22 protein-coding genes and 1 tRNA gene are annotated in these 25,561 nt (G+C 54.6%); 9 read left to right on the top strand and 14 right to left on the bottom strand.

The features are described from left to right. Nucleotides 1-38 precede the first annotated feature (38 nt). Together IT893_RS02070 and IT893_RS02075 are read right to left on the bottom strand one after the other, a co-directional pair. The gene (locus IT893_RS02070) at nucleotides 39-545 is read right to left on the bottom strand and encodes a disulfide bond formation protein B (RefSeq protein WP_197146660.1); all 507 of its coding nucleotides are present in this window, start codon (nucleotides 543-545) and stop codon (nucleotides 39-41) included. A 43-nt stretch (nucleotides 546-588) separates the two neighbouring features. Then, entirely contained in the window at nucleotides 589-1,176 is a 588-nt protein-coding gene (locus IT893_RS02075) for a YqaA family protein (protein ID WP_008889914.1), read from the bottom strand. A 215-nt stretch (nucleotides 1,177-1,391) separates the two neighbouring features. Here IT893_RS02075 and IT893_RS02080 point away from each other — a divergent pair. Next, nucleotides 1,392-1,477, top strand: a tRNA-Leu gene (locus IT893_RS02080). Nucleotides 1,478-1,628: 151 nt separating this feature from the next. Here the strand turns inward: IT893_RS02080 and IT893_RS02085 are convergent. Continuing rightward, nucleotides 1,629-2,669, bottom strand: a complete 1,041-nt coding sequence (locus IT893_RS02085) for a LacI family DNA-binding transcriptional regulator (protein WP_197146661.1) — start codon at nucleotides 2,667-2,669, stop codon at nucleotides 1,629-1,631. A 184-nt stretch (nucleotides 2,670-2,853) separates the two neighbouring features. Between IT893_RS02085 and IT893_RS02090 the strand changes: the two genes are divergently transcribed. The 8 genes from IT893_RS02090 (at nucleotide 2,854) to IT893_RS02125 (ending at nucleotide 12,101) form a co-directional block, all read left to right on the top strand. Next, nucleotides 2,854-3,876 (top strand): ABC transporter permease, encoded by a 1,023-nt coding sequence (locus tag IT893_RS02090; RefSeq protein WP_197146662.1) that lies wholly within the window; start codon nucleotides 2,854-2,856, stop codon nucleotides 3,874-3,876. A gap of 59 nt (nucleotides 3,877-3,935) precedes the next feature. Further along, a complete protein-coding gene (locus IT893_RS02095) occupies nucleotides 3,936-4,946 on the top strand; it encodes a substrate-binding domain-containing protein (protein WP_008889917.1) in 1,011 nt (336 codons plus the stop codon). A gap of 99 nt (nucleotides 4,947-5,045) precedes the next feature. Next, nucleotides 5,046-6,593, top strand: a complete 1,548-nt coding sequence (locus IT893_RS02100; protein ID WP_197146663.1) for a sugar ABC transporter ATP-binding protein — start codon at nucleotides 5,046-5,048, stop codon at nucleotides 6,591-6,593. Next, entirely contained in the window at nucleotides 6,590-7,654 is a 1,065-nt protein-coding gene (locus IT893_RS02105; protein WP_008889919.1) for an ABC transporter permease, read from the top strand. Before IT893_RS02100 ends, IT893_RS02105 begins: the two co-directional genes overlap by 4 nt. 10 nt (nucleotides 7,655-7,664) lie before the next feature. After that, the gene (locus tag IT893_RS02110) at nucleotides 7,665-8,666 is read left to right on the top strand and encodes a dihydroxyacetone kinase subunit DhaK (RefSeq protein ID WP_197146664.1); all 1,002 of its coding nucleotides are present in this window, start codon (nucleotides 7,665-7,667) and stop codon (nucleotides 8,664-8,666) included. 12 nt (nucleotides 8,667-8,678) lie between these two features. Beyond that, a complete protein-coding gene (locus tag IT893_RS02115) occupies nucleotides 8,679-9,314 on the top strand; it encodes a dihydroxyacetone kinase subunit L (RefSeq protein WP_197146665.1) in 636 nt (211 codons plus the stop codon). Between the two features lie 101 nt (nucleotides 9,315-9,415). Then, nucleotides 9,416-10,468: an aldo/keto reductase gene (locus IT893_RS02120; protein WP_197146666.1), complete on the top strand. Its 1,053-nt coding sequence runs from the start codon at nucleotides 9,416-9,418 to the stop codon at nucleotides 10,466-10,468. Nucleotides 10,469-11,153: 685 nt separating this feature from the next. Further along, a complete protein-coding gene (locus IT893_RS02125) occupies nucleotides 11,154-12,101 on the top strand; it encodes a cyclase family protein (protein WP_197146667.1) in 948 nt (315 codons plus the stop codon). Nucleotides 12,102-12,204: 103 nt separating this feature from the next. Here the strand turns inward: IT893_RS02125 and IT893_RS02130 are convergent, their stop codons facing one another. The 11 genes from IT893_RS02130 to IT893_RS02180 all read right to left on the bottom strand — a co-directional run bounded on the left by IT893_RS02130 (nucleotide 12,205) and on the right by IT893_RS02180 (nucleotide 25,462). Continuing rightward, a complete protein-coding gene (locus IT893_RS02130; protein ID WP_120225668.1) occupies nucleotides 12,205-13,359 on the bottom strand; it encodes an iron-containing alcohol dehydrogenase in 1,155 nt (384 codons plus the stop codon). 21 nt (nucleotides 13,360-13,380) lie between these two features. Further along, nucleotides 13,381-14,856 (bottom strand): NAD-dependent succinate-semialdehyde dehydrogenase, encoded by a 1,476-nt coding sequence (locus tag IT893_RS02135; RefSeq protein WP_197146668.1) that lies wholly within the window; start codon nucleotides 14,854-14,856, stop codon nucleotides 13,381-13,383. An 18-nt stretch (nucleotides 14,857-14,874) separates the two neighbouring features. Further along, nucleotides 14,875-16,029, bottom strand: coding sequence for an iron-containing alcohol dehydrogenase (locus IT893_RS02140; RefSeq protein ID WP_120225844.1), 1,155 nt, complete (start codon nucleotides 16,027-16,029; stop codon nucleotides 14,875-14,877). Between the two features lie 47 nt (nucleotides 16,030-16,076). Next, the gene (locus IT893_RS02145; RefSeq protein ID WP_063089116.1) at nucleotides 16,077-16,739 is read right to left on the bottom strand and encodes an ABC transporter ATP-binding protein; all 663 of its coding nucleotides are present in this window, start codon (nucleotides 16,737-16,739) and stop codon (nucleotides 16,077-16,079) included. After that, nucleotides 16,736-17,512, bottom strand: a complete 777-nt coding sequence (locus IT893_RS02150; RefSeq protein WP_120225667.1) for an ABC transporter ATP-binding protein — start codon at nucleotides 17,510-17,512, stop codon at nucleotides 16,736-16,738. The genes IT893_RS02145 and IT893_RS02150 overlap by 4 nt, the downstream gene beginning before the upstream one ends. Beyond that, nucleotides 17,509-18,456 (bottom strand): branched-chain amino acid ABC transporter permease, encoded by a 948-nt coding sequence (locus IT893_RS02155; RefSeq protein ID WP_008889929.1) that lies wholly within the window; start codon nucleotides 18,454-18,456, stop codon nucleotides 17,509-17,511. Before IT893_RS02155 ends, IT893_RS02150 begins: the two co-directional genes overlap by 4 nt. A 1-nt stretch (nucleotide 18,457) precedes the next feature. Next, a complete protein-coding gene (locus tag IT893_RS02160; protein ID WP_008889930.1) occupies nucleotides 18,458-19,357 on the bottom strand; it encodes a branched-chain amino acid ABC transporter permease in 900 nt (299 codons plus the stop codon). A 94-nt stretch (nucleotides 19,358-19,451) separates the two neighbouring features. After that, nucleotides 19,452-20,765 carry an ABC transporter substrate-binding protein gene (locus tag IT893_RS02165; protein WP_062955840.1) on the bottom strand — a complete coding sequence of 438 codons (1,314 nt, stop codon included), beginning with the start codon at nucleotides 20,763-20,765 and terminating at the stop codon, nucleotides 19,452-19,454. Nucleotides 20,766-20,786: 21 nt separating this feature from the next. Continuing rightward, entirely contained in the window at nucleotides 20,787-22,124 is a 1,338-nt protein-coding gene (locus IT893_RS02170; protein ID WP_120225665.1) for an ABC transporter substrate-binding protein, read from the bottom strand. 244 nt (nucleotides 22,125-22,368) lie between these two features. Next, the gene (locus IT893_RS02175) at nucleotides 22,369-23,739 is read right to left on the bottom strand and encodes a sigma-54 dependent transcriptional regulator (protein ID WP_197146669.1); all 1,371 of its coding nucleotides are present in this window, start codon (nucleotides 23,737-23,739) and stop codon (nucleotides 22,369-22,371) included. After that, complete coding sequence (locus tag IT893_RS02180) at nucleotides 23,708-25,462, bottom strand: PAS domain-containing sensor histidine kinase (protein ID WP_197146670.1); 1,755 nt, start codon at nucleotides 25,460-25,462, stop codon at nucleotides 23,708-23,710. The genes IT893_RS02175 and IT893_RS02180 overlap by 32 nt, the downstream gene beginning before the upstream one ends. Nucleotides 25,463-25,561 lie beyond the last annotated feature (99 nt).

Consider the following 25,561-nt stretch of genomic DNA (forward strand, 5'->3'; position numbering starts at 1 on the left):
GTGAGGCTTGGCTTCAGCAGCGTCGAAGGTGTTCGCGGTTATTTCTTCATCCAGCGCGACGATGCGATCAGGCAGAAAACAGTGAGTGCTGACGAGAAGAACACGTTGACCGTCGGCATGGTGATGCCAAACAGGGTCCAGTCGATCTTGTCACAGCGAATGATCGGTTGTGCCATAAGCTGCGCTTTGAGGTCTGCCACGGATGCGGCGCCGCTTTGCACGCCCCCACACATGGCGGGCCCTTCCCACCACAATTCCTGAACACCAACGTGGTAAAATGCAATCGCCGTTCCGACGGCAAAGGTCGCAGCACACAGATAAACCACCGCTCGTGCGGCGGCAGGAAAGCGGATCAGCAACAGCGCGACGATCGAAAGACCGGCAACCATATAAAATGGCACACGTTGATAAAGACACAGCACACAGGGAAGCAGCTTCTGGACATATTGCGCGTAAAAGGCAAAGCCAATGCTGCCCGCTGAAACCAGCAGCAGGGCAAGGGGTGGAAAGGCCGGGATGAAGCGTGGGCGCAGCAAATTGAACATCAGTTGGTCCGTTTATTGGCGTGCATCAGAATTTGGCGTCGGGTCAACCATGCGGGATCAGCTTTATCGCGGCAAACCCGCCGACAAGAACCACGATAAATATGGTGAAAACGAGGCCCAGTCGACGTTCGATGAAGTCGCGGATGACAGGGCCGAATTTCCAGATCAGGGCAGCAATGACAAAGAACCGCAATCCGCGCGCCAGGATCGATGCCAGCGTAAAGACAACCGGGTCAAGTGCGGTCACACCCGACAGGATGGTGATTACCTTGTAGGGGAATGGCGTTACACCGGCAATGAACACCGCCCAGGCACCCCATTCATTATAATAGTCGCGGAACTGATCAAACTTGTCGGCATAGCCATAAAGCTCAAGCACGGGCTGTCCGACCGTTTCAAACAGGAAGAAACCGATACCGTATCCGACAAGCCCGCCAAGGACAGACCCGACGAGGCAAATCAGCGCATAGCGCCAGGCGCGCGTCGGGGCGGCAATGATCATCGGGATCAGCAAAATGTCAGGCGGGATCGGAAAGACAGAGCTTTCAATCGCTGCAATGAAAAACAGGGCCCAGCCGGCATGGCGGTGGCCGGCAAGGTTCATGGTCCAGTCATAGAGGCTGCGGATCACGGCAATAGCGCCTTGTCATGTTGTCTGCGATTTGGGAGCGGCGCTTGGCCTTGAAAACAGGCCAGATCAAACCGCATTTTGCCGGCAATCGCAATGGCGCAGTTTATCCGTATCTACGCAGACGTATTTTTGCACAAAGCCCCATTGACCCGGCGAAATTTACGGCTATTATCCCGCCCGTTGATGGAGGGTGCGCACACGCACCCGAATTGCCTGCCCCTGTGGCGGAATTGGTAGACGCGGCAGACTCAAAATCTGTTTCACTTAGTGAGTGGGAGTTCGATTCTCCCCGGGGGCACCATCGCTTTTCCAAACCCAGCCGTAATCGGTTGGGTTTTGCTCTTTTAGCTTCCCACATCTTTTCCAGACGCTGCGTATTAATCGATATGTGCCACGTTGAGATACGGGGTGCTTAAAGGCAGTGTTGGCAATGGTGATGGAACATTGCGTTATCAGTCGGTTTTCTTCGGGGTTGTACTTGCGCGGACAACAAGCTCTGCGCCGACCTGAACCTTGACCGCAGGCAGGGAGCCCTCTGCATTTAAGAGTTCATCAAGTACCGTAACAGCCATGCTTCCGATTTTGCGTTTCGAAACATCTATCGTCGTTAAGGACGGGTCAAGAGTGGCGCTCATTGGAAGGTTATCAAACCCGACGATCGAGATGTCCTGTGGAATCTTATATCCTTTTTCTTTCAGGGCTTTGGTAAATCCATATGCCATGATGTCGTTCGCGCAAAAATAAGCTTCAGCAAGGCTGTCGTGATTGGAAAGCGCCTTGAAGCTATCTTCATATGCCGAGGCGATGGTGGAACCGATTGACAGGATGTGACTGCTGTTCACTGTCAGTCCGAGATGGTGCATGTTTTTCAGGAAGGCTTTCTTGCGCAGAGCAAAGTTTCGGGTCTGAGTTTCACTGCCGACAAAGCCAATTTTACTAAAACCAAGATCTTTTAAGTGCGAAAGCACGGTGTAAACCGCATCGCCATTGTTCATGTCGACGAAATTTGCATCAATGAGATCATAAAAAGAATCAATAAAAACAGTTGGTAATCTGAAGTCCTGGATTTTCTGAATATCTTCACGCGTTAGCTCGGTGCCAAGTATGATGGCGGCCGTTGCATCCGAATTTGCCAGGATGTCTGTGATGTCACTTGCTGTGACATTTTCATAGCTTAAAACCTGCAGCTTATAACCACGACTGGTTGCCTCTGATGACATACCGTCAATGTAATCAGAAATGAAATGGCTATGGTCACGGTTCACAGTATGACCGTGTTTGGCGATCTTGAGAAACTTGATGGTTTTCGCCGTTTTTTCGCGATTTTTGGGAGCGCGCGGCAGGTAGTTCAACGAAGAAACAACTTCAAGGACCCGTGAACGGGTAACGCCGGAAATTTCACCCTTGCCATTCAGAACAAGCGACACCGTAGAAGGGGAGACACCCGCCTGTTCGGCAATCTGTTTGATCGTCGGTTTGTTATTTTTTTTCATGTACTTAACCTTGGTGCTCTTCCCTGATTCTTCATTGTTTATGTTTTTTAGTAAACATCCTGCCGGATATCAATGCAACTGTGATGTAACAGTTTGTGTCAAACAGATGCTTGCCAACATAAAAATGAATTGATAGTTTTTAGTCAATAAACATAAAAATTTACTAAAAGTATGGGGAGGATCCATGCGCTTTTTTGACGGGCACCTGACCGTTCTAATCGGGCTGATCGTCACGTTGATGACGGCGGGCGCGATTGTTTCTGATGGAAACTATCTTTCGCTGTTTAATCTTCAGTCGATGGCGGGCCAAGTGCCTGAAATCGGGTTGTTGGCGATCGGTGTTTTGCTGGCGATGTGTGTCGGGAATGGCGGCATCGAATTGTCGGGGATCGCGTTGGCCAATCTTTCGGGCGTCGTCGCTGCGACCATTGCTGTAAGTTTTTTCTCTGCCTCTCAGGACCCGGAGATTTTCTCGCTCATCTTTATCGTGGTGGCATTGGCAACCGGGTTTCTTGGCGGTTTGCTGAACGGCCTGTTGATTGCCTATCTTAAAATCACGGCGATCCTTTGCACGCTGGGCACGCAAATGCTGTTTATCGGGCTTGCCGTTGCGATTTCCGATGGTCGTTCGGTAAGGGTTGGTGCACCGGGCCCGCTTTATGAAATCGGCAACGGATTGTTGTTTGAAATCCCGATCAGTTTCCTTTTGTTCATCGGGGTTGCCTGCATCATCGGTTTTGTTCTGCGCTATACGCCGTTTGGCATGTGGCTGATGCTCAATGGGTCAAACCCCAAGGCCGCTGAGTATGCCGGGTTTCCAAAAAACAAAGTGATCATTTCGACCTATACCGTAAGCGGCATCCTGTCGTCGCTTGCCGGGATCATAATTGCCGCGCGGACCATCAACGTGAAGTGGGATTACGGCACATCCTACCTTCTGGTGGCGATCCTGATTGCGGTGATGGCCGGTGTTAAACCCGAAGGCGGTTATGGGCGGGTGATCTGTGTTGTTCTGTCGGCAATCACGCTGCAGATGATGTCGAGCATGCTCAACTTCATGGGCCTTTCAAACTTTATTCGTGATTTCGCTTGGGGGGCCCTGTTGCTTGGGTTCCTCGCGATCGGGCGGTTCAGATTGCTTGATCTGATTAACCTGCAAAAACATGCGATCTCTGCCTCTGTGCGCAGCCCTCACGCACAGAAGTAATCAAAAATCAGAGGGAAACATCTGGCCAAACAGAATATTTCCAATTGGGAGGAAACATTATGAAAATTGCCAACCTTATGAAAACCACAGCTTTCGCACTGGCTGCGATGTCTGTTCTTGGTTTTGCTGCTCCGTCCTCGGCGCAGGACACAAAATCCATTACGACTGTCGTTAAAATTAGCGGTATTCCATGGTTTGATCGTATGGAAACCGGTGTTACCAAGTTTGCCGAACAAAACCCCGAAATGGATATTCGTCAGGTCGGTCCGGCAACGGCGGATTCCGCCCAGCAGCTTCAGATCGTCAATGATCTTGTGGCAACTGGCGTAGACGCACTGGCTGTTGTGCCGATGGATCCAGATATTCTCGAAGGTATCCTTGGCCGCGCGATGGACCGCGGCACAATCGTTGTGACGCACGAAGCCGATAACCAGACCAACACCCATGCCGATATCGAAGCATTCGATAACAGCGATTATGGTGCGGCCCTGAACGAACGTTTGGCGCAGTGCATGGGCGAAAAAGGCAAGTGGACAACGTTTGTTGGATCGCTGGGAAGCCGTACGCACATGCAGTGGGTTGGTGCCGGCGAAGAAAATGCCAAAAAATATCCGGGTATGGAATTGGTCGACCCGAACAATGAATCGTTCGATGATGCCAATGGTACCTATGAAAAAGCCAAGGAAATCCTCCGCAAACATCCTGACATCAAGGGCTTCCAGACTTCGGCTGGCAACGATGTTCTTGGTGTCGGACGTGCGATCGAAGAAGCTGGTCTTGCCGGCAAGGTCTGCCTGGTTGGTACCGGTCTTCCGAACCCGTCAACGGCCTATCTGGAATCTGGTGCGATCACCGCAATTGGTTTCTGGGATCCGCAGAAAGCTGGCATGGCAATGAATGCCGTTGCCAAGCTGATGCTTGAAGGCAAAGAAGTTACCGATGGCATGGACCTTGGTGTTGAAGGCTACGAAAGCGTGACCGTCACACCAGGCGCAGGCAAAGGTCTTCTGATTGTTGGCAATGGCATGGTCCTTGTCGATAAGGAAACCTACAAAGATTACCTTTTCTAAGCGAACCCGGTTGAGGCAGCCCGGAATGTGTCTTGGCATGTTTCGGGCCGCCCGGCCTCGTCAAAGGCCGGGACATGTCAGCAGGAAAGGGTCTGACTGGTGACGCAAAACACGCAGAAAAATCGCTGTTTTCTTGAACTAAGAAACATTCACAAACGTTTTGGCGGTGTCCATGCCCTGCGCGGTGTTGACCTGTCACTTGAAGCCGGGGAGGTATACCACCTGCTGGGCGAAAACGGTTGTGGCAAAAGCACCGTGATCAAGATCATGGCCGGGGCGCATCCGCCCAGCGAAGGCCAGATTGTTCTTGATGGCGAGGTGTTTAACGAACTTACCCCCATTCAATCTCTCGATTTCGGGATTGAGACCGTCTATCAGGACCTGTCTTTGATCCCCAATCTGAGCGTAATGGAAAATGTTGCCCTTGGGGAGCAACTGGTCGAAGGCCACGGCAGGCTTCTGCGCCGTATTGACCGGGCGCGGATGCAGCAAACGGCGACCAAAGCCCTGTCGCAAGTGGGCCTGGACGTAACACCCGAACTGATGTCGACGATTGTCTCGGAACTGCCTTTGGCAACACGTCAGCTTGTGGCAATTGCCCGTGCGATTGCCTGTGAAGCACGCCTTGTCATCATGGATGAACCGACGACGTCGCTGACCCGTCGCGAGGTGGAAAACCTTATTGATGTGGTCTCACGTCTGCGGTCGCAAAATGTCGCGGTGCTGTTTGTCACCCACAAACTCGAAGAATGCTATCGTATTGGCGGGCATGCGATCGTATTTCGTGACGGGCAATGCGTGGCACAAGGACCGATTGAAAGTTATAGCAGGGCCGATTTGGCCGAACTGATGACAGGTCGTCAAATCAGCGAAAAGCGATACCGCGAAGGTAGCCCTTTGGAAGATACGCTGATGTCGCTTTCGAACTTCAGCATGCCGGGCCGTTTCAACGATGTCGGATTTGATCTTCGCAAAGGCGAGGTACTTGGCATTACCGGGCTGTCGGATTCTGGGCGAAATGAACTTGCTTTGGCAATAGCCGGTATCCGGCCTGCGGCAAGTGGCACGATCTCTATCAATGACAAGAACATCCGCATTGCAACAGCATCGGATTCAATTGATGCCGGCATTGCCTATGTCCCGGAAGATCGTCTGTCCGAAGGCCTGTTTTTAAGCAAATCTATCTATCAGAACGAAGTGGCTCTGATCCTGCGTAAACTTGCGGGGTTCATGGGCATTCTCGACATGAAGAAGGGTAAGGAAATTGCCCGCGAAATTTCGGCCGACATGCGTCTGAACACCGCAGATATCGAATTGCCGGTTTCATCGCTTTCGGGTGGGAACCAGCAACGCGTTCTGATTGGTCGCTGGTTAAGCATCACTCCGGAAATTCTCGTGCTGCATGGTCCAACTGTTGGTGTCGATGTCGGGTCAAAGGACGCGATCTATCAGACAATTCAGAAAATGGCTGAAGACGGTATGGGGCTGATCATCGTCAGCGACGATTTGCCTGAACTTCTTCAAAACTGTGACCGCATACTTGTGATGAATGCCGGCGAGGTCGTCTCAGACCTCAATGGGGCATCCGCAAGTGAAGACGATATTTACCAGGCGATGCTTGGTTCAGTACAGGAAGGTGCAGCATGAGTTCGGCTGGAACCTCAAACAAACCTGCTCCGGGCCATGTATCGGCATCCGGGCAATTGCAGCAGCGCCGGGGATTGGGTGATCTGATTGCCAAGAAACCGGAATTGGTGACCTTGGGTCTTCTTATTGCCATTTGTATCGCTGTCGCCATTGCAAACCCGGCCTTTTTGCAGCCATCCACCCTGATTGATATTGGTCGTGCCAGTGTCGTGACCGGCCTGTTTGCATTGGGTGTTTTTGTGATCCTGGCGGCAGGCGGCATTGATGTGTCATTTACGGCCATCGCAGCACTGACGATGTATTCGATCACACTTCTGGCAATCAACCATGCACCGAACATGCCGATCTATGTCGTGTTCCTGATCGCGGTTGCCGGTGGCATTGCACTGGGCGTTCTCAATGGCTTTCTGGTTTATACGCTGCGTGTGCCGTCTCTGATTGTCACGATTGGGACGCAGTACCTGTTTCGGGGCGGCTTGCTGGCTTTTGTCGGCACGACCTGGATCATGGAGTTGCCCGGTCAGATGGGCACGTTCGGGCGTATTTCCCTGCTAGAATTTGAAACGGCAAATGGCGCAACGGTCAGTTTGCCTGTTTACTTCCTGATCCTGCCAGCAGCAGCGATCCTGACCTGGTGGATCATGCGCCGTACCCTGATGGGACGCGCCATCTTCTCGCTTGGTGGAAGTCCGGATGTCACCGCCCGTCTGGGGTACAACGTCAAGATCGTCCATCTTTTCGTGTTTGGTTATGCTGGTGCTTTGGCCGGCCTGGCAGGCATCGTTCATGTGACGGCCAACCGTTTGGCGAACCCGTTTGATCTTGTCGGAACCGAAATTGCGGTGATTGCAGCGGTTGTTCTGGGCGGGGCCCGGATCACCGGCGGAACCGGGTCGGTGATTGGCACCATGCTGGGCGTTTTGCTTGTCGTTGTGGTCGATAATGTTCTTGTGATGGTTGGAATTCCAAGCACATGGCAACGGGTGTTCGTCGGCGCGTTCATTCTGCTTGCCGCGGCGTTCTTCGTAACCCGTCAGCGCAAATTCAAACCTGCGAAATAAAGAGAAAATCATGAAAAAATTTATGAATGATCCGAAGAATTTCGTCGATGAAATGCTTGAAGGCATCTATCTGGCGAACAAAGAGGTCACCTATGTTGCCGATGACAAGCGCTGCTATGTCAAGGCCGAGCCGGTCAAAGGCAAGGTTGGCATTGCCACCGGTGGTGGTTCGGGGCATTTGCCGCTGTTTCTGGGTTATGTCGGCAAAGGCATGCTCGATGGTGCGGCTGTTGGCGGCGTGTTTCAGTCACCCAGTGCCGAACAGATGCTTGAAGTGACCAAGCATATCGATCAGGGGGCTGGTGTCCTTTACATTTACGGCAATTATACCGGGGATATCATCAATTTCGATATGGCGACCGAGCTGGCCGACCTTGAAGACATCAAGGTGATGTCGGTTGTCGGCAATGATGATGTGGCGTCCTCTGTCGTTGGTGAAGAACACAAGCGCCGTGGCGTTGCCGGGATATTCTTCCTTTATAAAGCTGCCGGTGCGGCCGCACAGGAAGGCATGTCACTTGAAGAGGTCGTTCGCGTTGCCGAAAAGGCCAAAGATCGCACACGCACCATCGGTGTCGCGCTGAGCAGCTGCATCATTCCCGAAGTTGGCAAACCATCCTTTGAAATCGGCGATGACGAGATGGAAATCGGCATGGGGATCCATGGCGAAAACGGTATTACCCGTAAAAAACTGACTGCTGCTGATCCGCTCGTCGACGAGATGATGGAGAAAATCTTCGCCGAGCAGGATTACAAGAAAGGCGACGATGTTGCCATTCTGGTTAACGGTCTTGGCGCGACACCGCTTGAAGAACTTTACATCATGTTCCGTCGTGTTTCCCAATTGATGAGCGAGCGCGAGATCAACGTGAAGCATGTTTGGGTCGGTGAATTTGCGACTTCGATGGAAATGGCCGGTGCATCTGTTTCGGTTCTGCATCTTGACGAAGAACTTGACCGCTTGATGGCCGCCAAAGCCGACACGCCATTCTTCAAACATTTCGCAAAGTAATCGGAGGCTAGGATGGAGACGATTAATACCGGCAATATTGCCGCCCTGTTCGAAGCCTTTCATGAGACGTTTCGCGACAAGCGTGATGAGCTGATCGCCCTGGATGCAAAGGTCGGTGACAGTGATCTTGGCATAACAATGAATTCTGCGTTTGAGGCTGCCTCTAAAACGGTCTCTGACATGGATGGCGAACCACTGGGCAAGCAGTTCAAAATGGCTGGTGCGGCAATGGCAAAGGCAGCGCCCTCGACAATGGGGACGTTGACAGCAACCGGATTTATGCGCGGAGGCAAGGCTGTTGACGATGCTGCCGCGATTGGTACCAAGGAAATGACGGCCTTCTGGCGGGCGTATACCGACGGGATTGCCGAACGCGGCAAAGCCAAACTTGGCGATAAAACTGTCTTGGATGTGCTTGAGCCCATCGCCCGGAGCCTTGAACAATCTGCCGACCAAAACCACCCGTTGGTCGATGCGGTTGCAGACGCCGCACGTGCCGGACAGGCAGCGCTGGTAGCAACCAAGGATATGGTCGCCCAGCACGGCAAGGCTGCGGCGTTTGCCGATAAAAGCAAAGGTCTTCAGGATGCGGGGGGCACGGTTGCCTTCCTGTTGATTGAAACGCTCGCACGCTTTGTAAAAGGCTGACTTTCTAAGTCTCAGCATGATTGCGCCGTGCTTGGGCGGCATGCTGAGACCTTTTCCTCCTTGCACCACACTGCAATGACTTGCATCGAAAGGACCGGGTTATGGAATATAGAACACTAGGCAGATCAGGGTTGAAAGTCTCAGCCCTTTCGATGGGGACATTTACGTTTGGCGGCGACGGCCCGTTCGCAATGGTCGGTTCGCAACAGGTGCCCGAAGCACGCCGTCTTGTTGATTGCTGCATCGATCACGGGGTGAACCTGTTTGATACCGCCAATATGTATTCAACTGGTCTGTCCGAGCAAATCCTTGGCGAAGTTCTTGATGGCCGACGTGATCAGGTTCTTGTCACATCCAAGGCCCGCATGCGGATTGGCGATGGCCCGAATGATGAAGGGGTAAGTCGCTATCACCTGATCCGGGAATGCGAAAAGACGCTCAAGAATCTTCGCACCGATCACATCGACATCTATTACATGCACGAATGGGATGGCGTCACCCCGGTCGAAGAAAAGATGGCCGCTCTTGATACTTTGGTCACACAGGGCAAGGTGCGCTATGTCGGCTGCTCAAACTATTCGGGCTGGCACATCATGAAATCTTTGCAGGCATCCGAACGGGATCGCCGTGTGCGGTTCGTCACACAGCAAATTCATTACACCCTTGAGGCCCGCGAAGCAGAATATGAACTTCTGCCGATTTCGGTGGACCAAGGGCTTGGAGTTTTGGTCTGGAGCCCATTGGCGGCGGGATTGCTCTCGGGCAAGCATCGCCGTAGTCAGCCTGTTGCGGAAGGGTCCCGGCAGGCTGCGGGCTGGACCGAACCACCCATCCGGGATCAGGATCGTTTGTGGGACATAGTTGACGTCCTGATCTCGGTGGGTGAAAAACATGGCGTTGAGGCCGCCCAGATTGCACTGGCTTGGTTGTTAACCCGCCCCGCAGTTTCATCGCTTGTAATTGGGGGCAGCAATATCGATCAGTTCAAAGCTAATTTCCGTGCGTTTGATGTCAAGCTTGATCCAGATGATCTTAAACGTCTTGATGAGGTCAGTGCTCCGCCGTTGATTTATCCTTACTGGCATCAGGGACAATTTGCACATGACCGTTTTTCCGAAGGTGATTGGGCCTTGCATGCTAGGCCGGGTAAATAGCTGGCCCTCTCGGAAACTATCGTCCATGAGTTAAGCCTGATTTTCTTTTCAATTAGAATGAACGTGTCTTGTTGAGCAAGCTGTGATGCGTGGCCCTCGTTTCCAATTTTGGGGGCGTAAAAGTTGAATGTGCCCATCAAATGAAAGGGACTTTCGTTTGAGAAAGCCCCGAGTTCTTCTGCGCGCGGTCATCTTCGCCTATCGATTTTTCATAGCCTCGCTGAACGGCAGGTTGAATAATCATGTTGTTTCAGCTTTGGAGTTGACAGCAATCTGAGCCGAGAAATCTTAAGTACTGCGTGGTCAGCGGATATGATGAAATCCATTCCGTAAATTCATTCACGAAGTACAAGATACAAGCTCCGAAATGCTGCCTGTATTTTGGAAATGTACTGATTTCATTGAGTTTTCTCCGCCCTCAAAATCTGTTTCACCTAGTGAGTGGGAGTTCGATTCTCCCCGGGGGCACCATCACTTTTCCCAAAAGATAGAATGACAAAAATTGCGAGCTTGGTGAGACAGGCTGATCGCCTGCATGTTTTGCCGGAGCGATAACCGATCATGTCAGGTGTTCGATTGATCGGTTGCCGCTCAAATTTCTTTTAATGATCGCCGTTTTGAGCCATTTTTTTGTTGGCATTGTAATTGCTGCTCCCTGAGTCCTTATCAACTTAGGGAGGAAAAAATGCAAAAAGCAAAAATGCTTGTCTCTGCATCCATGATGCTTGGTCTTATCGGCGCAATCGGTACCGCTTCGGCCGATGACCGGTTTACATCACCGTTTGGACCAGATGATCAAATCGGGGCAGCGAACTATCTCACTTCGGACGTAACACTTGCAGCCAGTAAGCTGATTTCCGAAGGCAAGGTCTATTCACTGGGGATGGAAATTTCACGTGATACGCCGGCCTTTGCACCACGTGGTGTCGCTGTGACGGTTTTCTCGCCTGGACAAAGCGGTAACAAAACAATCGGCAGCAATGCAGGAACCTATAACGATGACATGTTCACCGGCTGGCTCGGTGTCGGGACACAGATTGATGGTCTGGGCCATCTTGGTGATCATCATACCTATTATAACAATAACCACGCCGAAGACATGGTCGCAGCCACCGGCCTGACCAAGCTGGGCATCGAACATGTGCCGCCGATGGCAACACGTGGTGTCTTGCTTGACGTTGCTGCGATCAAGGGGACTGATCGTCTTGAAGGTGGCTATGTCATCACCCTTGAGGACATCTTGGCGGCCCAAAAAGCTGCGGGTACCGAAATTCGCAAGGGAGATGTGGCTCTGATCCATACCGGATGGCTTGATTTGGTCGGGAAGGACAATGAGCTTTACGGAACGACCGAACCGGGCCTTGGTCTGGAAGCAGCGGAATGGTTGGCAAATCAGGGGGTTGTGGCCGTTGGTGCCGATACATGGGGGCTTGAAGCTGTTCCCCATGAAGATCCCAGTGCTTTCTTCCCGGTCCATGTGAAGCTTCTGGCAGAAAACGGTGTCTATATTCTTGAAAACATCGTCACCCGGGACCTGGCCGCAGACCGGGCGCACGAGTTCCTGTTCGTTCTTGGACAGGCCAAGCTTAAGGGCGCTGTACAGATGATCATCAACCCGGTTGCCATTCGCTAAGCCGGTCTGATCATCTTGATAACTTTAGAACCGGCGGCCAAGCGACCAAACAGGCCGCCGGTTCTTGTGCCACGATACAAACCGAAGTTTGCAAACGGGCAAATCAATAAACGCCGCGATAAATCGCCTCGATCTCCTTGGCGGTCATGTCGCGCGGATTGCTGTCGATCAGGCGATGGATCTTGGTAAAGACTTCCTCGGCCATTTCCGGCAGGGACTCTTCGGTGACGCCAAGATCGCGCAGGCGGATTTCAAGACCGCTGGCCGGGACCATTTCCTCGATCCGTTTGACGAACGCCTCGGCGGCGGCGTCTTCGCTGTCGAAATCGACCCCTTCGATCAGGCACGGAGCGAGTTCGGCATACAGCTTTTTCGCGGCTGGCAGGTTAAAGCGAATCACCTGCGCCATGACCAGCGCATTGGCATGACCATGCGGGATGTGGAAACGTGCGCCCAGCGGATAGGCCAATCCATGAATGGCGGCAACCGATGCATTGGCAAAGGCCATCCCGGCAATCAGCGATCCCTGCAACATGGCAGAGCGTGCTTCCTTGTCACCCGGATTTTCAATCACCTTCATCAGGTTCTTGCCAAGCAGCGAAAGGGCGGTGACCGCCATGCCATCGGCAATCGGGTTTTTGCGTGTGCGGCTGGTATAGCCTTCGATCGCATGGACCATGGCATCAAGGCCCGTGGCCGCTGTGACCTTTTGCGGCAGGCCATAGGTCAGTTCCGCATCAAGAAGGGCGATATCGGGCATCAGTTGCGGGGTGTAGACAACCTGTTTCAGGTGGTCGTTATCGGTAATCACCGACACCCATGTAACTTCCGATCCGGTCCCGGCGGTGGTCGGGATCTGGATCAACGGCAGTCGATCACCGGTTGCCTTGTCCACCCCATAGATCTCTTCGATGGTCTGATCGCTGTTGGCAAGCAATGCAACCAGCTTGGCACTATCAAGCGAGCTGCCGCCGCCAAGGCCGATTACGCCATCCGCCTTCCAGTCACGCGCCCCCGAAATGGCGGCTTCGACAATTTTCTGGGGCGGGTCGGCCTCGACCTCGGAAAAGACCTGAACCGCGATACCGGCGGCCTCAAGTGCATCTTGCGTCTTTTGCGCAAAGCCCAGTTCGACGATGCCCGGATCGCAGACAATGGTGACACGGCTGGCGCCGAGTTCCTTGATCAGGCTGCCGGTCTTGGCAATGCCACCGGCTTCGCAGACGATGCGCGGCACGCTTCGGAACATGAAACTCATGATGTGTCTCCTTATCCGGGATCAGTTGGCATTCCCGGCGAGACCGCCGAGGCACATATATTTAATCTCGACGAAATCATCGACGCCGTATTTCGACCCTTCGCGGCCGATGCCGGATTCCTTGACCCCGCCAAACGGGGCTGATTCGGTCGAAATGATGCCTTCGTTGATGCCAACGATGCCGTATTCAAGCGCCTCGCCAACCCGCCAGATGCGGCCGATATCACGGGCATAGAAATAAGCCGCCAGACCAAATGGCGTGTCATTGGCCATGCGAATGGCGTCTTCTTCGCTGCTGAACTTGAACAGTGGTGCAACCGGACCAAAGATTTCCTCGGAGAAAATCCGCATATCCGACGTAACCCCGGTCAGAATGGTCGGGGTAAAGAAATTGCTGTCGGGCTTGGCGCGATCACCACCCAGAACAGCCTTTGCCCCACGAGAAACCGCGTCTTCGACCAGTGCTTCGACTTTTTCAATCGCCTTGGCATTGATCAGCGGGCCCTGGGTGATGCCTTCTTCGGTGCCCAAACCGACACGCAATTTGCCAACGGCCTCGGCCAGTTTGGCGGCAAAGGCGTCATAGACACCTTCCTGAACCAGAATGCGGTTGGCACAAACACAGGTCTGACCGGCATTGCGGTATTTCGAGGCAATCGCGCCTGCAACGGCCGCATCCAGATCGGCGTCGTCAAAGACAATAAACGGCGCATTGCCGCCAAGCTCCAGGCTGACTTTCTTGACGGTATCAGAACACTGACGCATCAAAAGTTTGCCGACCTGGGTAGAGCCGGTGAAGGACAGCTTGCGCACGATCGGGTTGGCAGTCAGTTCACCACCGATTTCCGCCCCGTGTGATGCCGTGACGATATTGATCACGCCATCGGGGAACCCGGCGCGTTTGGCCAGTTCAACCAGTGCAAGCGCGGTCAGCGGGGTATCTTCCGCCGGTTTGATGACGACAGTGCAACCCGCGGCAAGGGCCGGGGCACATTTGCGCGTGATCATTGCCATCGGGAAGTTCCACGGCGTGATTGCGGCAACAACACCAATCGGCTGTTTGACGGTGATGATGCGTTTGTCCGCCCCATGCGACGGGATAACATCGCCATAAATGCGTTTGCCTTCTTCGGCAAACCATTCAAGGAAAGACGCGCCATAGGCCACTTCGCCGGATGCCTCGGCCAGGGGTTTGCCCTGTTCGCGGGTCATCAGCAATGCAAGGTCGGCCTGTGCCGCCATGCAGAGGTCAAACCATTTGCGCAATACATTTGCACGTTCCTTGGCGGTTTTGGCCCGCCAAGTTGGAAGGGCGGCATTGGCGGCATCAATCGCACGATTGGTTTCGGCCGCGCCCATATCGGGCACATCGGCAAGATGTTCGTCGGTGGCCGGGTCAACAACCGCAAAGGTTTTGCCGCTGTCGGATGCAACCCATTTGCCGTCGATATGCCCCTGGGTTTGCCAAAGGCCAGTATCATTTAGCTGGATGGTCATGGTGGCTATTCCTTTTCGTTACAGCACGGCGGCATAGATCGCGCGTGCGGCGTCGAACGTCATTTCACGCGGATTGTTGATCAAAAGGCGTTCGACCTTCATCGCATCGGTCGCCAGCATGTCGAGATCGCTTTCCGCCACGCCGACTTCGCGCAAGGTGCGGCTGAACGGCATGCGCTCGACCATGTCGGTCATGAAAGCAATGAAGCGATCACAGGCAGCATCGTCATTTGCGAACTTTTCACCCGGCAGAATGGCGCGGGCGAGTTCGGCATATTGCGATACGGCTGCATCCCGGTTGAATTTCAAAACCTCGATCAGGACCAGCGCATTGCTGTGTCCATGCGGGACATGGAAATGCCCGCCCAGTGGATAGGCAAGGGCATGAACCGCTGCGACCGGGGCATTGGCAAAGGCCATTCCGGCCAGCATGGACCCCTGAAGCATGGCTTCACGCGCTTCGCGTGACGGGCTGGCAGAAACCGCATCATCGATATGGGCGGTCATCAGCTGCATCGCGCGGATGGCAAGTCCGTCCGACAGGGCATTTTTCTTGTGCTTGGTGGTGTAGGCCTCGATGGCGTGCACCATGGCATCAATGCCGGTCATGCCCGTGATCGGGGCCGGAAGACCCATGGTCAGTTTGGCATCAAGCAGTGCGACATCGGGATAAAGCAGGCTGGATACCACGCCCTTTTTTTCGTGCTTCGGCGTGGTGACGATCGAAATCGGCGTGACTTCCGAACCGGTGCCCGCCGTGGTTGGCACCTGAATAAGCGGCAGGCGCGGACCGGTTGCCAGACCGATGCCATAGATCTCGTCAAGTTTCTGATCCTTGCCACACAGAAGGGCGACCAGTTTTGCGGTATCAAGCGATGAACCGCCGCCAAGGCCGATGACGATATCGGCCTTGAAGTCACGGGCACCCTTGACCGCGGCAAGAATGCTTTCCTCGGGCGGGTCTGCCTGAACATCGGTCCAGAGCAGGGTTTCAATCCCGGCTTCTTTAAGGGCTGCATAAGGGGCGTCGATCAGGCCAACCTTCTGCAAGCCCGGATCGGACAGAAGAACGGCGCGTTTCGCGCCGAACTCCTTGCACAGGGTGCCGAGTTGCAAGGCACCGTCGAACTCGCAGATGACGCGAGGGGTGGTTTCAAACACAAAGTCTGACATGGGGACCTCGTCTTTTGACATGTCTGTTGTCGGGGCTGTCGTCGGAATTAGGCGGTTTCCAGTTCAGCCTTGGAAACGGTGCCACGTTCGATGCGATAACTGCCCGCCACCAGATCGGCGGAGTGGCTGTCATCAGACTCAGAGATCAGAACGCACAGCCCGCTGCTGCCAAGATCGGAAATGACTTCCGACAGGCGGCGTGACAGGACAGGTGCGACCCCTTCGAACGGTTCATCGAGCAACAAAAGATTGCGACCGGGCATCAATGCGCGCCCGAGCGAGACCAGTTTCTGCTGACCACCGGAAAGCTGCAGCGCACGGCGATCCCGGAACTGAGCGATTTCCGGCAGCAGGTCATAGACCCATTTCAACCGTTCCGCGGCGTCCGCAATACCGTTGGTCCAGGCCGGAAGAAGAATGTTTTCCTCGACCGTCAGGGACGGGATCAGACGGCGATCTTCGGGCATATAGCTGATGCCGGCTTTGGCACGCGCAAAGTCAGCCATCTTGCGCAGGTCCTGCCCATCAAAGGTGATGGTGCCCTGATCTGCGTCCAGAAGGCCCATGATGGCGCGCATCAGCGTGGTCTTGCCCGCCCCGTTATGGCCAATCAGGCCAAACATCTTGCCGGACGGCACCGAAAGCGAGACATCGCGCAGGATCGGAATATTGCCGATCGATACATCGAGATTACTGATTTCCAGGGTCATGATGCGCCATTCCCTTGTTTGGTGGTGGGACGATGGCCGGTTACAAGATCGCGGACCTGCTGATCGGCCAGAACAGCCGCAGGTTCGCCATCAGCAATGATTTCGCCGCTATAGAATGCCAGAACGCGCGAGACATAGCGTTCGACCACATCCATGTCATGTTCGACAAACAGCACGGTCACGCCATGCTGACGCACGGCATTCATGACCGTATCCATCAGGTCGGTTTTTTCATCCACGCTGACACCACTGGTCGGTTCATCAAGCAGCAGCATCTGAGGATTGCCGATCAACGCCATGGCGATATCAACCAGTTTACGCGCACCCTGCGGAACGGCGGTTACCAGTGAATCGCGATAGTTTTCGACACCGAATTCCTTAAGGATTTCCTCAGCCCTGGCGATGCGGGCATCGCTGCGAAGGGGGCTTAGGAAACTCGGACGGGCGCTTTCGGCCGCAGCCAGCGCGACAATCAGGTTGTCGATCACGGTCATTTCCGGGAACAGCTGGGCAACCTGGAAGGAACGCGCCATGCCGGCCCGCGTGATCGCACGCGGGGAATGGCCCATGATCGACTTGCCTTTAAACAGGATCTCGCCGCGCGTCGGCTTGAGATAGCCCGTCACCATGTTGATGAAGGTCGTTTTACCAGCCCCGTTGGAGCCAATCACACCAACCACTTCACCCTTGTTGATCTGAACGTTCAAATCCTTTGCGGCGATGACCGCGCCGAATTCCTTGTTCAGCGAACGTGTTTCAAGAATGCAGGTCATGCCCGTTCTCCTGTTTTTTCACGGCTGACCAGGCTCCACAGCCCTTTGGGCAGGAAGATAATGACCGCAAGCAGTGTGAAACCGAGGATCATCTGCCAGGTATGGGGAACGAATTCGATGGCGTAGGTCCGCACGAACGAGAACACGATGGCCGCAATAAACGGTGCCGCCACGTGGCCCAAACCACCCAAAAGCGCGATAAAGACAAATTCGCCTGATGTGGTCCAATAGGCCATCTCCGGATCAACGTGGCCGGTGGCCAGCGCCGTCAGACCGCCACCAAGGGCCGATACCGCTGCCGCAGCGACATAGTTGCCATAAAGCAACCAGCGCGGTGACAGACCAAGATATTCAACACGGACTTCATTTTCGCGAACAGCCTCGCAAATGACGCCAATGCCTGCCTTGGTGTACCGATGGATCAGAACAGCAACGATCAGACCTGAGACCACAGTCATGGTAAAGACGGTGTGCTGGCTGCCAGCGCCCGCTTCGGGGGCCCAGCCAAACAGGGTCCAGTCATGAACGTTAAAGCCGTCCGTGCTGCCCAGTTCCTGACTTTTGACAAGGATGCCAAACAGGATCATCGAAAATGCCAGCGACAGCATGGCAAAGAAGATTTCGCGATAGCGCGTCAGCAACAGACCCAACAGCATGGCAACAACGATTGCGACAAACATGCCAAGTGACAGGGCGGCAATCGCATCATGAATGCCAAAGAACTGGCCGCCCATGCCAACGGTGTAACCACCGATGCAATAGAACAGGCCCTGGCCAAAGGATACGAGGCCGGAACGCATCTGCATGACGACGCCCTGGACGACAAGTGCCTTGGCCAGTGCGATGGTCAAAAGGAAGATCAGCCAACCCGGCGAAACGAAGCCGAACAGAACGCAGGCAAGCGCAATCAGTCCGAGCGAGATTTCAGTTTTATCAAGACGCATGTCAGATTTTCCTCGCCAAAGTACGGCCAAACAGGCCTTCGGGACGGAACGCCAGAACCAGTGACATCACGCCATAAATGACGAACAGTTCGAATTCAGGGGCATAGTGAACAGCGGCTGCACGGCTTAACCCGACCAAAAGGGCACCAACAGCGGCCCCCCCGATGCTGCCAAGGCCACCGATAACCACCACGGCAAAGGCCAGAACGATCACTTCGATGCCGATCCCCGGCACGACAGAGATCGCAGGCGCAGTCAGCGCACCGGCAAGTGCGCCCAGTGTGGTGCCCAGAACGAAGGTGATGGTGAACATCAGTTTCACGTTCACGCCCATGGCAACCGCGATTTCGCGGTCATGGATCACTGCACGCAGGACCTTGCCCTGGTTGGTGCGTTCAAGCCACGCCCACAGGCCAAGCCCAAGCAATGCGGATACCCCGACCAGGGCGACGTCGTAATTGGAAACCTTAAGCAAGCCGAGCGATGTTCGCCCAAGCTCGGAATAAGGCTGATAGGCGAAATAGGGGCTGACACCCCAGACGATTTTCATACCGTCTTCAAGGATCAGAAGAAGGGCATAGGTAATGATCACCATCAGGATTTCGTCGCGGCCATACATGAGGCGCAGCAATCCGCGTTCGACGATCACACCGACAATCAGACCGGCAACCAGCGCGGCACCAACCAGCAACAAATAGCTGACCCATGCCGGGCCCATGCCGTTGTTGAAATACCAGCCAACCAGTGACGCTGCCGAATAGGCGCCAATGGCATAAAAGCTGCCATGCGCCATGTTCAGGATGCGCATCACCCCGTAAATCACGGTCAGGCCGGCAGCCACAAGAAACAGCCACGATGCATAGATCGAGCCATCAATCAGGACGGCAAGAAGACTTGTCATCACAAATATCCAGTGTGCAGGGAAAGGGGCGGACACCCCAAGGGAGACGGGATGTCCGCAGGATCAGGAAGCTCTGTAAAACAGAGCGGGCAACTTAGTTACACTTCGCGCCCGGGAAGCCGTCTGCGATCCAGTCCGCAGCAGCAACACCTTCCGGGGGTGTTACGCATTCGCCATCAAACGAAACAGCGTTCTTGATCGAGGCAACGCCATCTTCGTAGTGGTATTCACCATAGGTGATACCCTGCATGGCCTGATGACCATTGGCGCGTGCCATTTCAACCGTGCCCGAAACCGACTCAAAGGTTGCACCTTTCATCGCAGCAGCAAGTTGCTCTGCCGACGGGATTTCCTTATCGGCGACACCGGCATTCTCGGCGGCATATTTCAGGCCAAGGATCGCCTGGGCCATCTTGGTTGCCGGATAGACCGGCTCAAGGTCATAGGCGTTCTGATAGACACCCTCAAACCAGGTGTTCAGTTCGTTGTCCGGGGCAAACTGGCCAAACGGGCCACGTGCACCGATGATCATGCCGTTCGGGGCCTGATCCTTGTAGGTGGCAAAGGATGCCTCGCCGCAGGTCAGAAGACCGGTTGCATCTTCAAGCAGGCCACGTGCGTTTGCCTGCAGAACCAGTGCTTCCATGTCACCACCCCAGAAGGAGCTGTGAACGATTTCCGGGCGCTTCACGGACAGGGCAGAGATTTCTGCACCGTACTGACCCTGATAGATTTTCGGGAATTGCTCTTCGACGATTTCTGCTTCGGGCATCAGGACCGATGCAGCCGCAGTGAAGTCAGCCCAGCTGTCCTGACCCCAGGAATAGTTCTGCTGGATACCGGCAAGACGGGTAACGTCCGGGCGGGTTGCCGCAAGGTAGCGAACAGCACCGATGTTATCGACAGATGCGTCAAGGCCGGTACGGAACATGTAGGCCGCGTCCGGGTTATCAGCAAACAGGCGGGGAGTACCGCAATCATATGCGATGGTGAAGGTTTTCAGTTCTTCGGCAACCGGCGCAATTGCCAGGCAGTCGCCCGAAGAAACATAGCCGATGACGGCATCGACTTTCTGACGCTGAACAAGGTTGCGATATTCTTCAACCTGCTTGGTTGCACCACCGGCTTCGTCGATGATCACGGCTTCGATTTCAGCACCATTGATGCCGATCTTGTCGTATGGTGCGGGCAGGTTGCCCTTGTTCAGCTCTTCAACAAGAACCTTGGCGGCATTTGCCGACGGAACACCGAACGGACCAGCTGCCGGACCGGACAGGAAGGTCACGATCCCGACGCGGAATTTGCCGTTCTCAGCAGCCGATGCAGAACCGGCTGCGCCAGCTGCAAGGGCAAGCGCTGCGACGCCCGATACAAGGTATTTGCTGAATTTTGATTTATTGTTCTTCACTATTTCCTCCCTTGGGAAAGGTCATGGAGTTGGCGGTGGAACTGCCTCCGACCCGCCGGCCACGGCATCGCGGCGACGTTTGACCATCTCTTTTGATGGTTTGAGGTCTTCGGCATCGTAGATCGCCCAGTTCCCCACCATCAGTTTCGATGGCGGAAAGTCTTCGTTGTGGACGACCGTGCCCACGGCTTGCGCCTGGACAATCTGGTGAGTTTCGGGATCGATATAGGATGCAAATCCCGGCGGATCTTCGGGCAGGGCCAGTTGCAATCCTTCAAGTGCGGTGATGAGCGCGCGGTCATCGTCAACGCCGCCAGCCTTTTCAATGGCGCGTGCAATGGCGATGATCCCGGTATAGGCGCCTTCGGCCGCATAGGTCGGATAACGCCCGGTCATGTCGTGAAACTGTTTGACGAACCGCTTGTTACGTCCGGTGTCGGGCCAGTTATTGTGATGGCGCGCCGACAGGATCAAACCCGGATAGGGCTGATCACCAAGAGCCATCATCACATCGTAATTTGCACCGGTATCGAAATTGGCCAGACGGGTGGTTTCAAAGAAACGGGTTGATGCCGCCTGTTTGATAAAGGCGATGAAGTCCCCGCCCCAAAGGGCGGTTACGACCACGTCGGCCTTCGCCGATTGCAGGGCGTTGATATAGATCGAATAATCCGGCTCATAAAGCTTCGGCCACAAATCGCCGACGGTCTCATATTCGACACCCAGTTCATCAAGGGCGAGTTGCAGATCCGTCCAGGAAACATGGCCGTAATCATAATCCGGTCCGACAAAGGCAAGGCGTTTCCAGCCGGTTTCTTTTTGCAGATCGCGTAAATAACGCGCACCGGCGGCCATCGACGTCCAGCTGTCATTGGTGACGCGGAAGTAATAATCGTGGCCGGCCTCGATGCTGAGCCGCGATGACGCATGATCGGTACCGACCATGATGATCTTTTCGTTCTTGGCGAGATCGCTTACGGCGTGGGCCACACCCGATGACACGATGCCGCAGAAGAACTTGGCATTGTCATTGGTGATGAAATCCTGTGCCAGACGGACCGCATAGGATGCCTTTGATCGCGGGTCATCGGCGATGACGCGTAGATTGGGCACATCCAGGCCGGATTTTGCTTCGGCTTCGAGGTCCTGAAGGGCGATCTTGATGCCGGAAATACTGTCGCGGCCATAGGTGGCCGACCGTCCGGTCATCGGGTACAAACAGCCGATGACTGCATCTGCGTTCTGTGCAGGTGCGCCCAGCTCAAAACGTTCTGCCTGTGCGGTATTGGCCGCAAACAGTGCGAACGTGGCTACAATAATGGTGATGCACCCGGAAACCGGGTGTTTGAGCATCTCCATGACTTTCCTCCCTGCGAATGGTTGTTCCATCCGCGTTTGTACCTTTGTCTCGCTATTCCGCAAAGGCTGTGCCAGTTGCGAAATTTCGGTGCAAAGTCAGGAAAGCCGCGCGATTGACCATTTTGGGCCAAAACCATGGAGCGGTCTTGAGCGCGAATTTGAGCGTTAGGCGCTCAAACAGCAAAACACCCTTGAGCGGAAACCGCTCAAGAGTGCATCGGAAATGCTTCGGGTTGGGGATAGGTTATTGCAGGCCCAGCCTTTGTAGTCGGCGTTTCAGGGCATGACGTGAAATACCAAGTATTTCTGCCGCACGGCCTTTGTGACCGTCGGCCTGATCAAGCGCATCTTGCACCAGATGACGCTCGGTGTTGTCCATGCGGTCCTGCAATTGCGCATTGCCATCCGAAACTCCGCCATGCCGATCATCCGGGTTATCATCCGTTACGTGGAATTCAGCCGGCAGCAGATCCGTTGAAATCTGTTTGGACGGATAAAGAATGGTCAGACGCTCAATCAGGTTTTTAAGTTCGCGCACATTGCCGCGCCAGCGATGATGGCGCAGCAGATCAAGGGTTGCATCGTCAAAATGGATCGGATGGCATCCTTCGGCCTTTGCCTGATGATCGGCGAAATGGTCGACCAGTTTGATAATGTCCTCGCCGCGGTGGCGCAGTGCCGGGATATCAATGGTGATGACGTTCAGGCGGTAAAACAGGTCTTCACGGAAATTGCCCAGACGAACTTCCTCGGCAAGGTCGCGGTTGGTCGCGGCAATTACGCGGACATCGGCCGATGCGGAATGTTCGCTCCCGACCGGGCGATAGTCGCCGTTTTCAAGGAAGTGCAAAAACTTCGCCTGCAGCGCCAGCGGCAATTCGCCGATTTCATCCAGAAACAGACTGCCGCCATCAGCAAGACGGACAAGGCCGGTGCGTTTCTGATGCGCACCGGTGTAGGAGCCCTTTTCGGCGCCAAACAGTTCGCTTTCGATCAGCTGTTCCGGCAGGGCGGCACAGTTGACTTCGATAAAGGCGTTGGAAGCACGCGGGCTTTGGCCGTGAATGGCACGCGCAACCAGCGCCTTGCCGGTCCCGGACTCCCCTTGCAACAGGATGCGGCTGGCACTGCTTTGTGCGACACGGTCGATCGTTGTGCGCAATTCGCGCATCGGCGCGCATTCGCCAATCAGACCGTTGGTCGGGACATTGCGCTTGCGGTGGTAATCAAGCTCAAGTGCGGTGCGGTTCTGATCAAGGGTGGTGTTGATCGTGTGGATCAGCTCATCAAGTTCGAACGGCTTGCTAAGGTAATCGGCCGCACCGAGTTTGACGGCCTTCACCGCTGCACGCGTGTCACCATGGGCCGAAATCATGATGACGGGCACGTCGATATCAAGTTTGCGGATGCTATCAAGGACCTCCATGCCATCGGCACCGGGCAGGCGCAGATCAAGCAGGATGATATCGAACTTGTTTTCACGGACTTGCAAAAACGCATCTTCACCGGAATGGACGCCGGTGACATCCATGCCTTCGGTACGAAGCGCAAAGCTTAGCGATCGGACGAATGATTCCTCATCATCAACGATCAGAATCCTGATCTGGCGGGGCATTTCTCGATGTTTCCTCCTTTGAAGTTTCCGATTTCGTTGCCGGGAACTTCAATGTGATGATCGTGCCCTCTTGCGGGGCACTTTCAATATTGATTGAACCGTTATTTGACTCGACCAGTTGTTGGCTGATTGTCAGGCCAAGTCCGGTTCCTTTGCTTTTCATGGTAAAAAATGGCTGCACGACGTCAAGCAAATGCTCTTTGGGGATGCCCGAACCATCATCGGTGACGCGGATCTCTACCTGATCCTGATGGCGCTCTGCGCGCAGGCTCACTGTGCCGCCGGGCTGACAGGCCTGAATGGCATTGATCCCGATATTCAGCAGGATCTGCAGCACCTGATCGGGGTCGACAAAGATCGTCAGGCGGGAATCGCCGCTGGTGTAAAACCGCACCTGGGCCTCTTCGGCGACCGGCGTCAGGACGCGCGATGACTGTCGGAACAGATCCCGTATTTCGGTTTCCTGCGGGCAGGCTTCACCGGGTCGGCCATAAGCCAGAAGATCATTGACCACGCGTGACAGACGATCAATCTGGTGGCCCATATCATCCAAAAGTGTTTTGCGCTCACCATCGGGTTCCTTGCGCACAAGGGCCTGAACGGTGGTTTTCATCGTCGCCAGCGGATTGCGGACCTCATGCGCGACACCGGTGGCAAACTGGCCCAGAACGGCAAGCTTTTCGGCGCGCACTGTACGATCAATCAGGTCTTTAAGCTGCCAGGCCATGGTGTTGAAGGCCTTGGCAACCGTGCTGATTTCATCGCGACGGCGACCTTCGGGCAGGCGGTAATACAGATCGCCCGATGCAATACTGTGTGCCCCCTGAACAAGTGTATCGACCCGTCGGCGCAGGCTGCGCGACAGGGCAAAAAAGATCGCCAGAATAACCACAATGATGACGGCGGCTGTCACCGTCAGCCAAAAGCGCGTTTCATCAATCGGCTGCAGGATGGTGCCCGGTCGAACACTCATCACAAGGTTCCATCCCGGAAGGATGCTGGGACCTTCGATCAGTTCGCCAGTGACCTCGGTCGGGCGCCCGGTGGCATCAAGAACAATACCGCCCGGCGTGCGCAAAAGCGGATCGATCACACCCGATACCCCGGCACTTGCCAGAAGCTCGGTCAGGGATGCCAGACGCACATGCAGAGCGACAGACGTGTTCTGCCCCAAGCCGGTATCGCGGATGTGTGCCCGCATTAAAATCCAGCCGGAATTGCCATTTTCAGGCAATTTGGGGCCAATAAACTCAATACCTTCATGCTCTACACGCGGCAGGCCGGAAATATCCCAGCCGTTTTTCGACCAATAAGGCGGGCCGGATGCGGCTTGGCCTGCAACCAACCGATCAAGATTGTCGTACCAGTCAAAAAACAGTACACCATAAAGGTCAGGCGAATCTGCCTCCACCCGAAGCAGCGTCAGAGCCTCTTCCGCCTGTGGGGAGTTCGGCGCTTCAATAAAGGCCGGCAGGGCCGGGTGGTTTGACAGGGTGACCAACTGATAGATGCGCGCATCTAGAAAGGCAGAAAGTTTGTTTGACGTCGCCGCGACCTGCGCGCTGAGCCGCTCACCTGTCAGACGGTCAATCAGTTCATTGGAAAAGCGCTGATAAAAGAAACTGAGTGCCAGAAGCGCGCACACGACAACACCGACCGATAACAAGGTATATCGGCCAACAAGGCTTAGTCGTTGATTTCGGGACCAATGAAATCCGGCCAAAAGCGTTCCCTTGAATTAGGACTCGGTACTCGAACTATAAATTGGCCCACGTGCCAAAGAAATCTCTTTAATTTAAATGCTCGAGTTTGACGGCGAGGA

Source organism: Thalassospira sp. A40-3 (assembly GCF_015871485.1).
Classification (GTDB): Bacteria; Pseudomonadota; Alphaproteobacteria; order Rhodospirillales; family Thalassospiraceae; genus Thalassospira; species Thalassospira tepidiphila.

Coding starts and splice junctions, on each gene's coding strand:
- IT893_RS02120 (WP_197146666.1), top strand. CDS start 9,416: ATGGAATATAGAACACTAGGCAGATCAGGGTTGAAAGTCTCAGCCCTT.
- IT893_RS02175 (WP_197146669.1), bottom strand. CDS start 23,739: ATGCCCCGCCAGATCAGGATTCTGATCGTTGATGATGAGGAATCATTC.
- IT893_RS02090 (WP_197146662.1), top strand. CDS start 2,854: ATGCGCTTTTTTGACGGGCACCTGACCGTTCTAATCGGGCTGATCGTC.
- IT893_RS02160 (WP_008889930.1), bottom strand. CDS start 19,357: ATGACAAGTCTTCTTGCCGTCCTGATTGATGGCTCGATCTATGCATCG.
- IT893_RS02085 (WP_197146661.1), bottom strand. CDS start 2,669: ATGAAAAAAAATAACAAACCGACGATCAAACAGATTGCCGAACAGGCG.
- IT893_RS02135 (WP_197146668.1), bottom strand. CDS start 14,856: ATGACCATCCAGCTAAATGATACTGGCCTTTGGCAAACCCAGGGGCAT.
- IT893_RS02115 (WP_197146665.1), top strand. CDS start 8,679: ATGGAGACGATTAATACCGGCAATATTGCCGCCCTGTTCGAAGCCTTT.
- IT893_RS02125 (WP_197146667.1), top strand. CDS start 11,154: ATGCAAAAAGCAAAAATGCTTGTCTCTGCATCCATGATGCTTGGTCTT.
- IT893_RS02130 (WP_120225668.1), bottom strand. CDS start 13,359: ATGAGTTTCATGTTCCGAAGCGTGCCGCGCATCGTCTGCGAAGCCGGT.
- IT893_RS02070 (WP_197146660.1), bottom strand. CDS start 545: ATGTTCAATTTGCTGCGCCCACGCTTCATCCCGGCCTTTCCACCCCTT.
- IT893_RS02140 (WP_120225844.1), bottom strand. CDS start 16,029: ATGTCAGACTTTGTGTTTGAAACCACCCCTCGCGTCATCTGCGAGTTC.
- IT893_RS02105 (WP_008889919.1), top strand. CDS start 6,590: ATGAGTTCGGCTGGAACCTCAAACAAACCTGCTCCGGGCCATGTATCG.
- IT893_RS02150 (WP_120225667.1), bottom strand. CDS start 17,512: ATGACCTGCATTCTTGAAACACGTTCGCTGAACAAGGAATTCGGCGCG.
- IT893_RS02170 (WP_120225665.1), bottom strand. CDS start 22,124: ATGGAGATGCTCAAACACCCGGTTTCCGGGTGCATCACCATTATTGTA.
- IT893_RS02155 (WP_008889929.1), bottom strand. CDS start 18,456: ATGCGTCTTGATAAAACTGAAATCTCGCTCGGACTGATTGCGCTTGCC.
- IT893_RS02110 (WP_197146664.1), top strand. CDS start 7,665: ATGAAAAAATTTATGAATGATCCGAAGAATTTCGTCGATGAAATGCTT.
- IT893_RS02095 (WP_008889917.1), top strand. CDS start 3,936: ATGAAAATTGCCAACCTTATGAAAACCACAGCTTTCGCACTGGCTGCG.
- IT893_RS02145 (WP_063089116.1), bottom strand. CDS start 16,739: ATGACCCTGGAAATCAGTAATCTCGATGTATCGATCGGCAATATTCCG.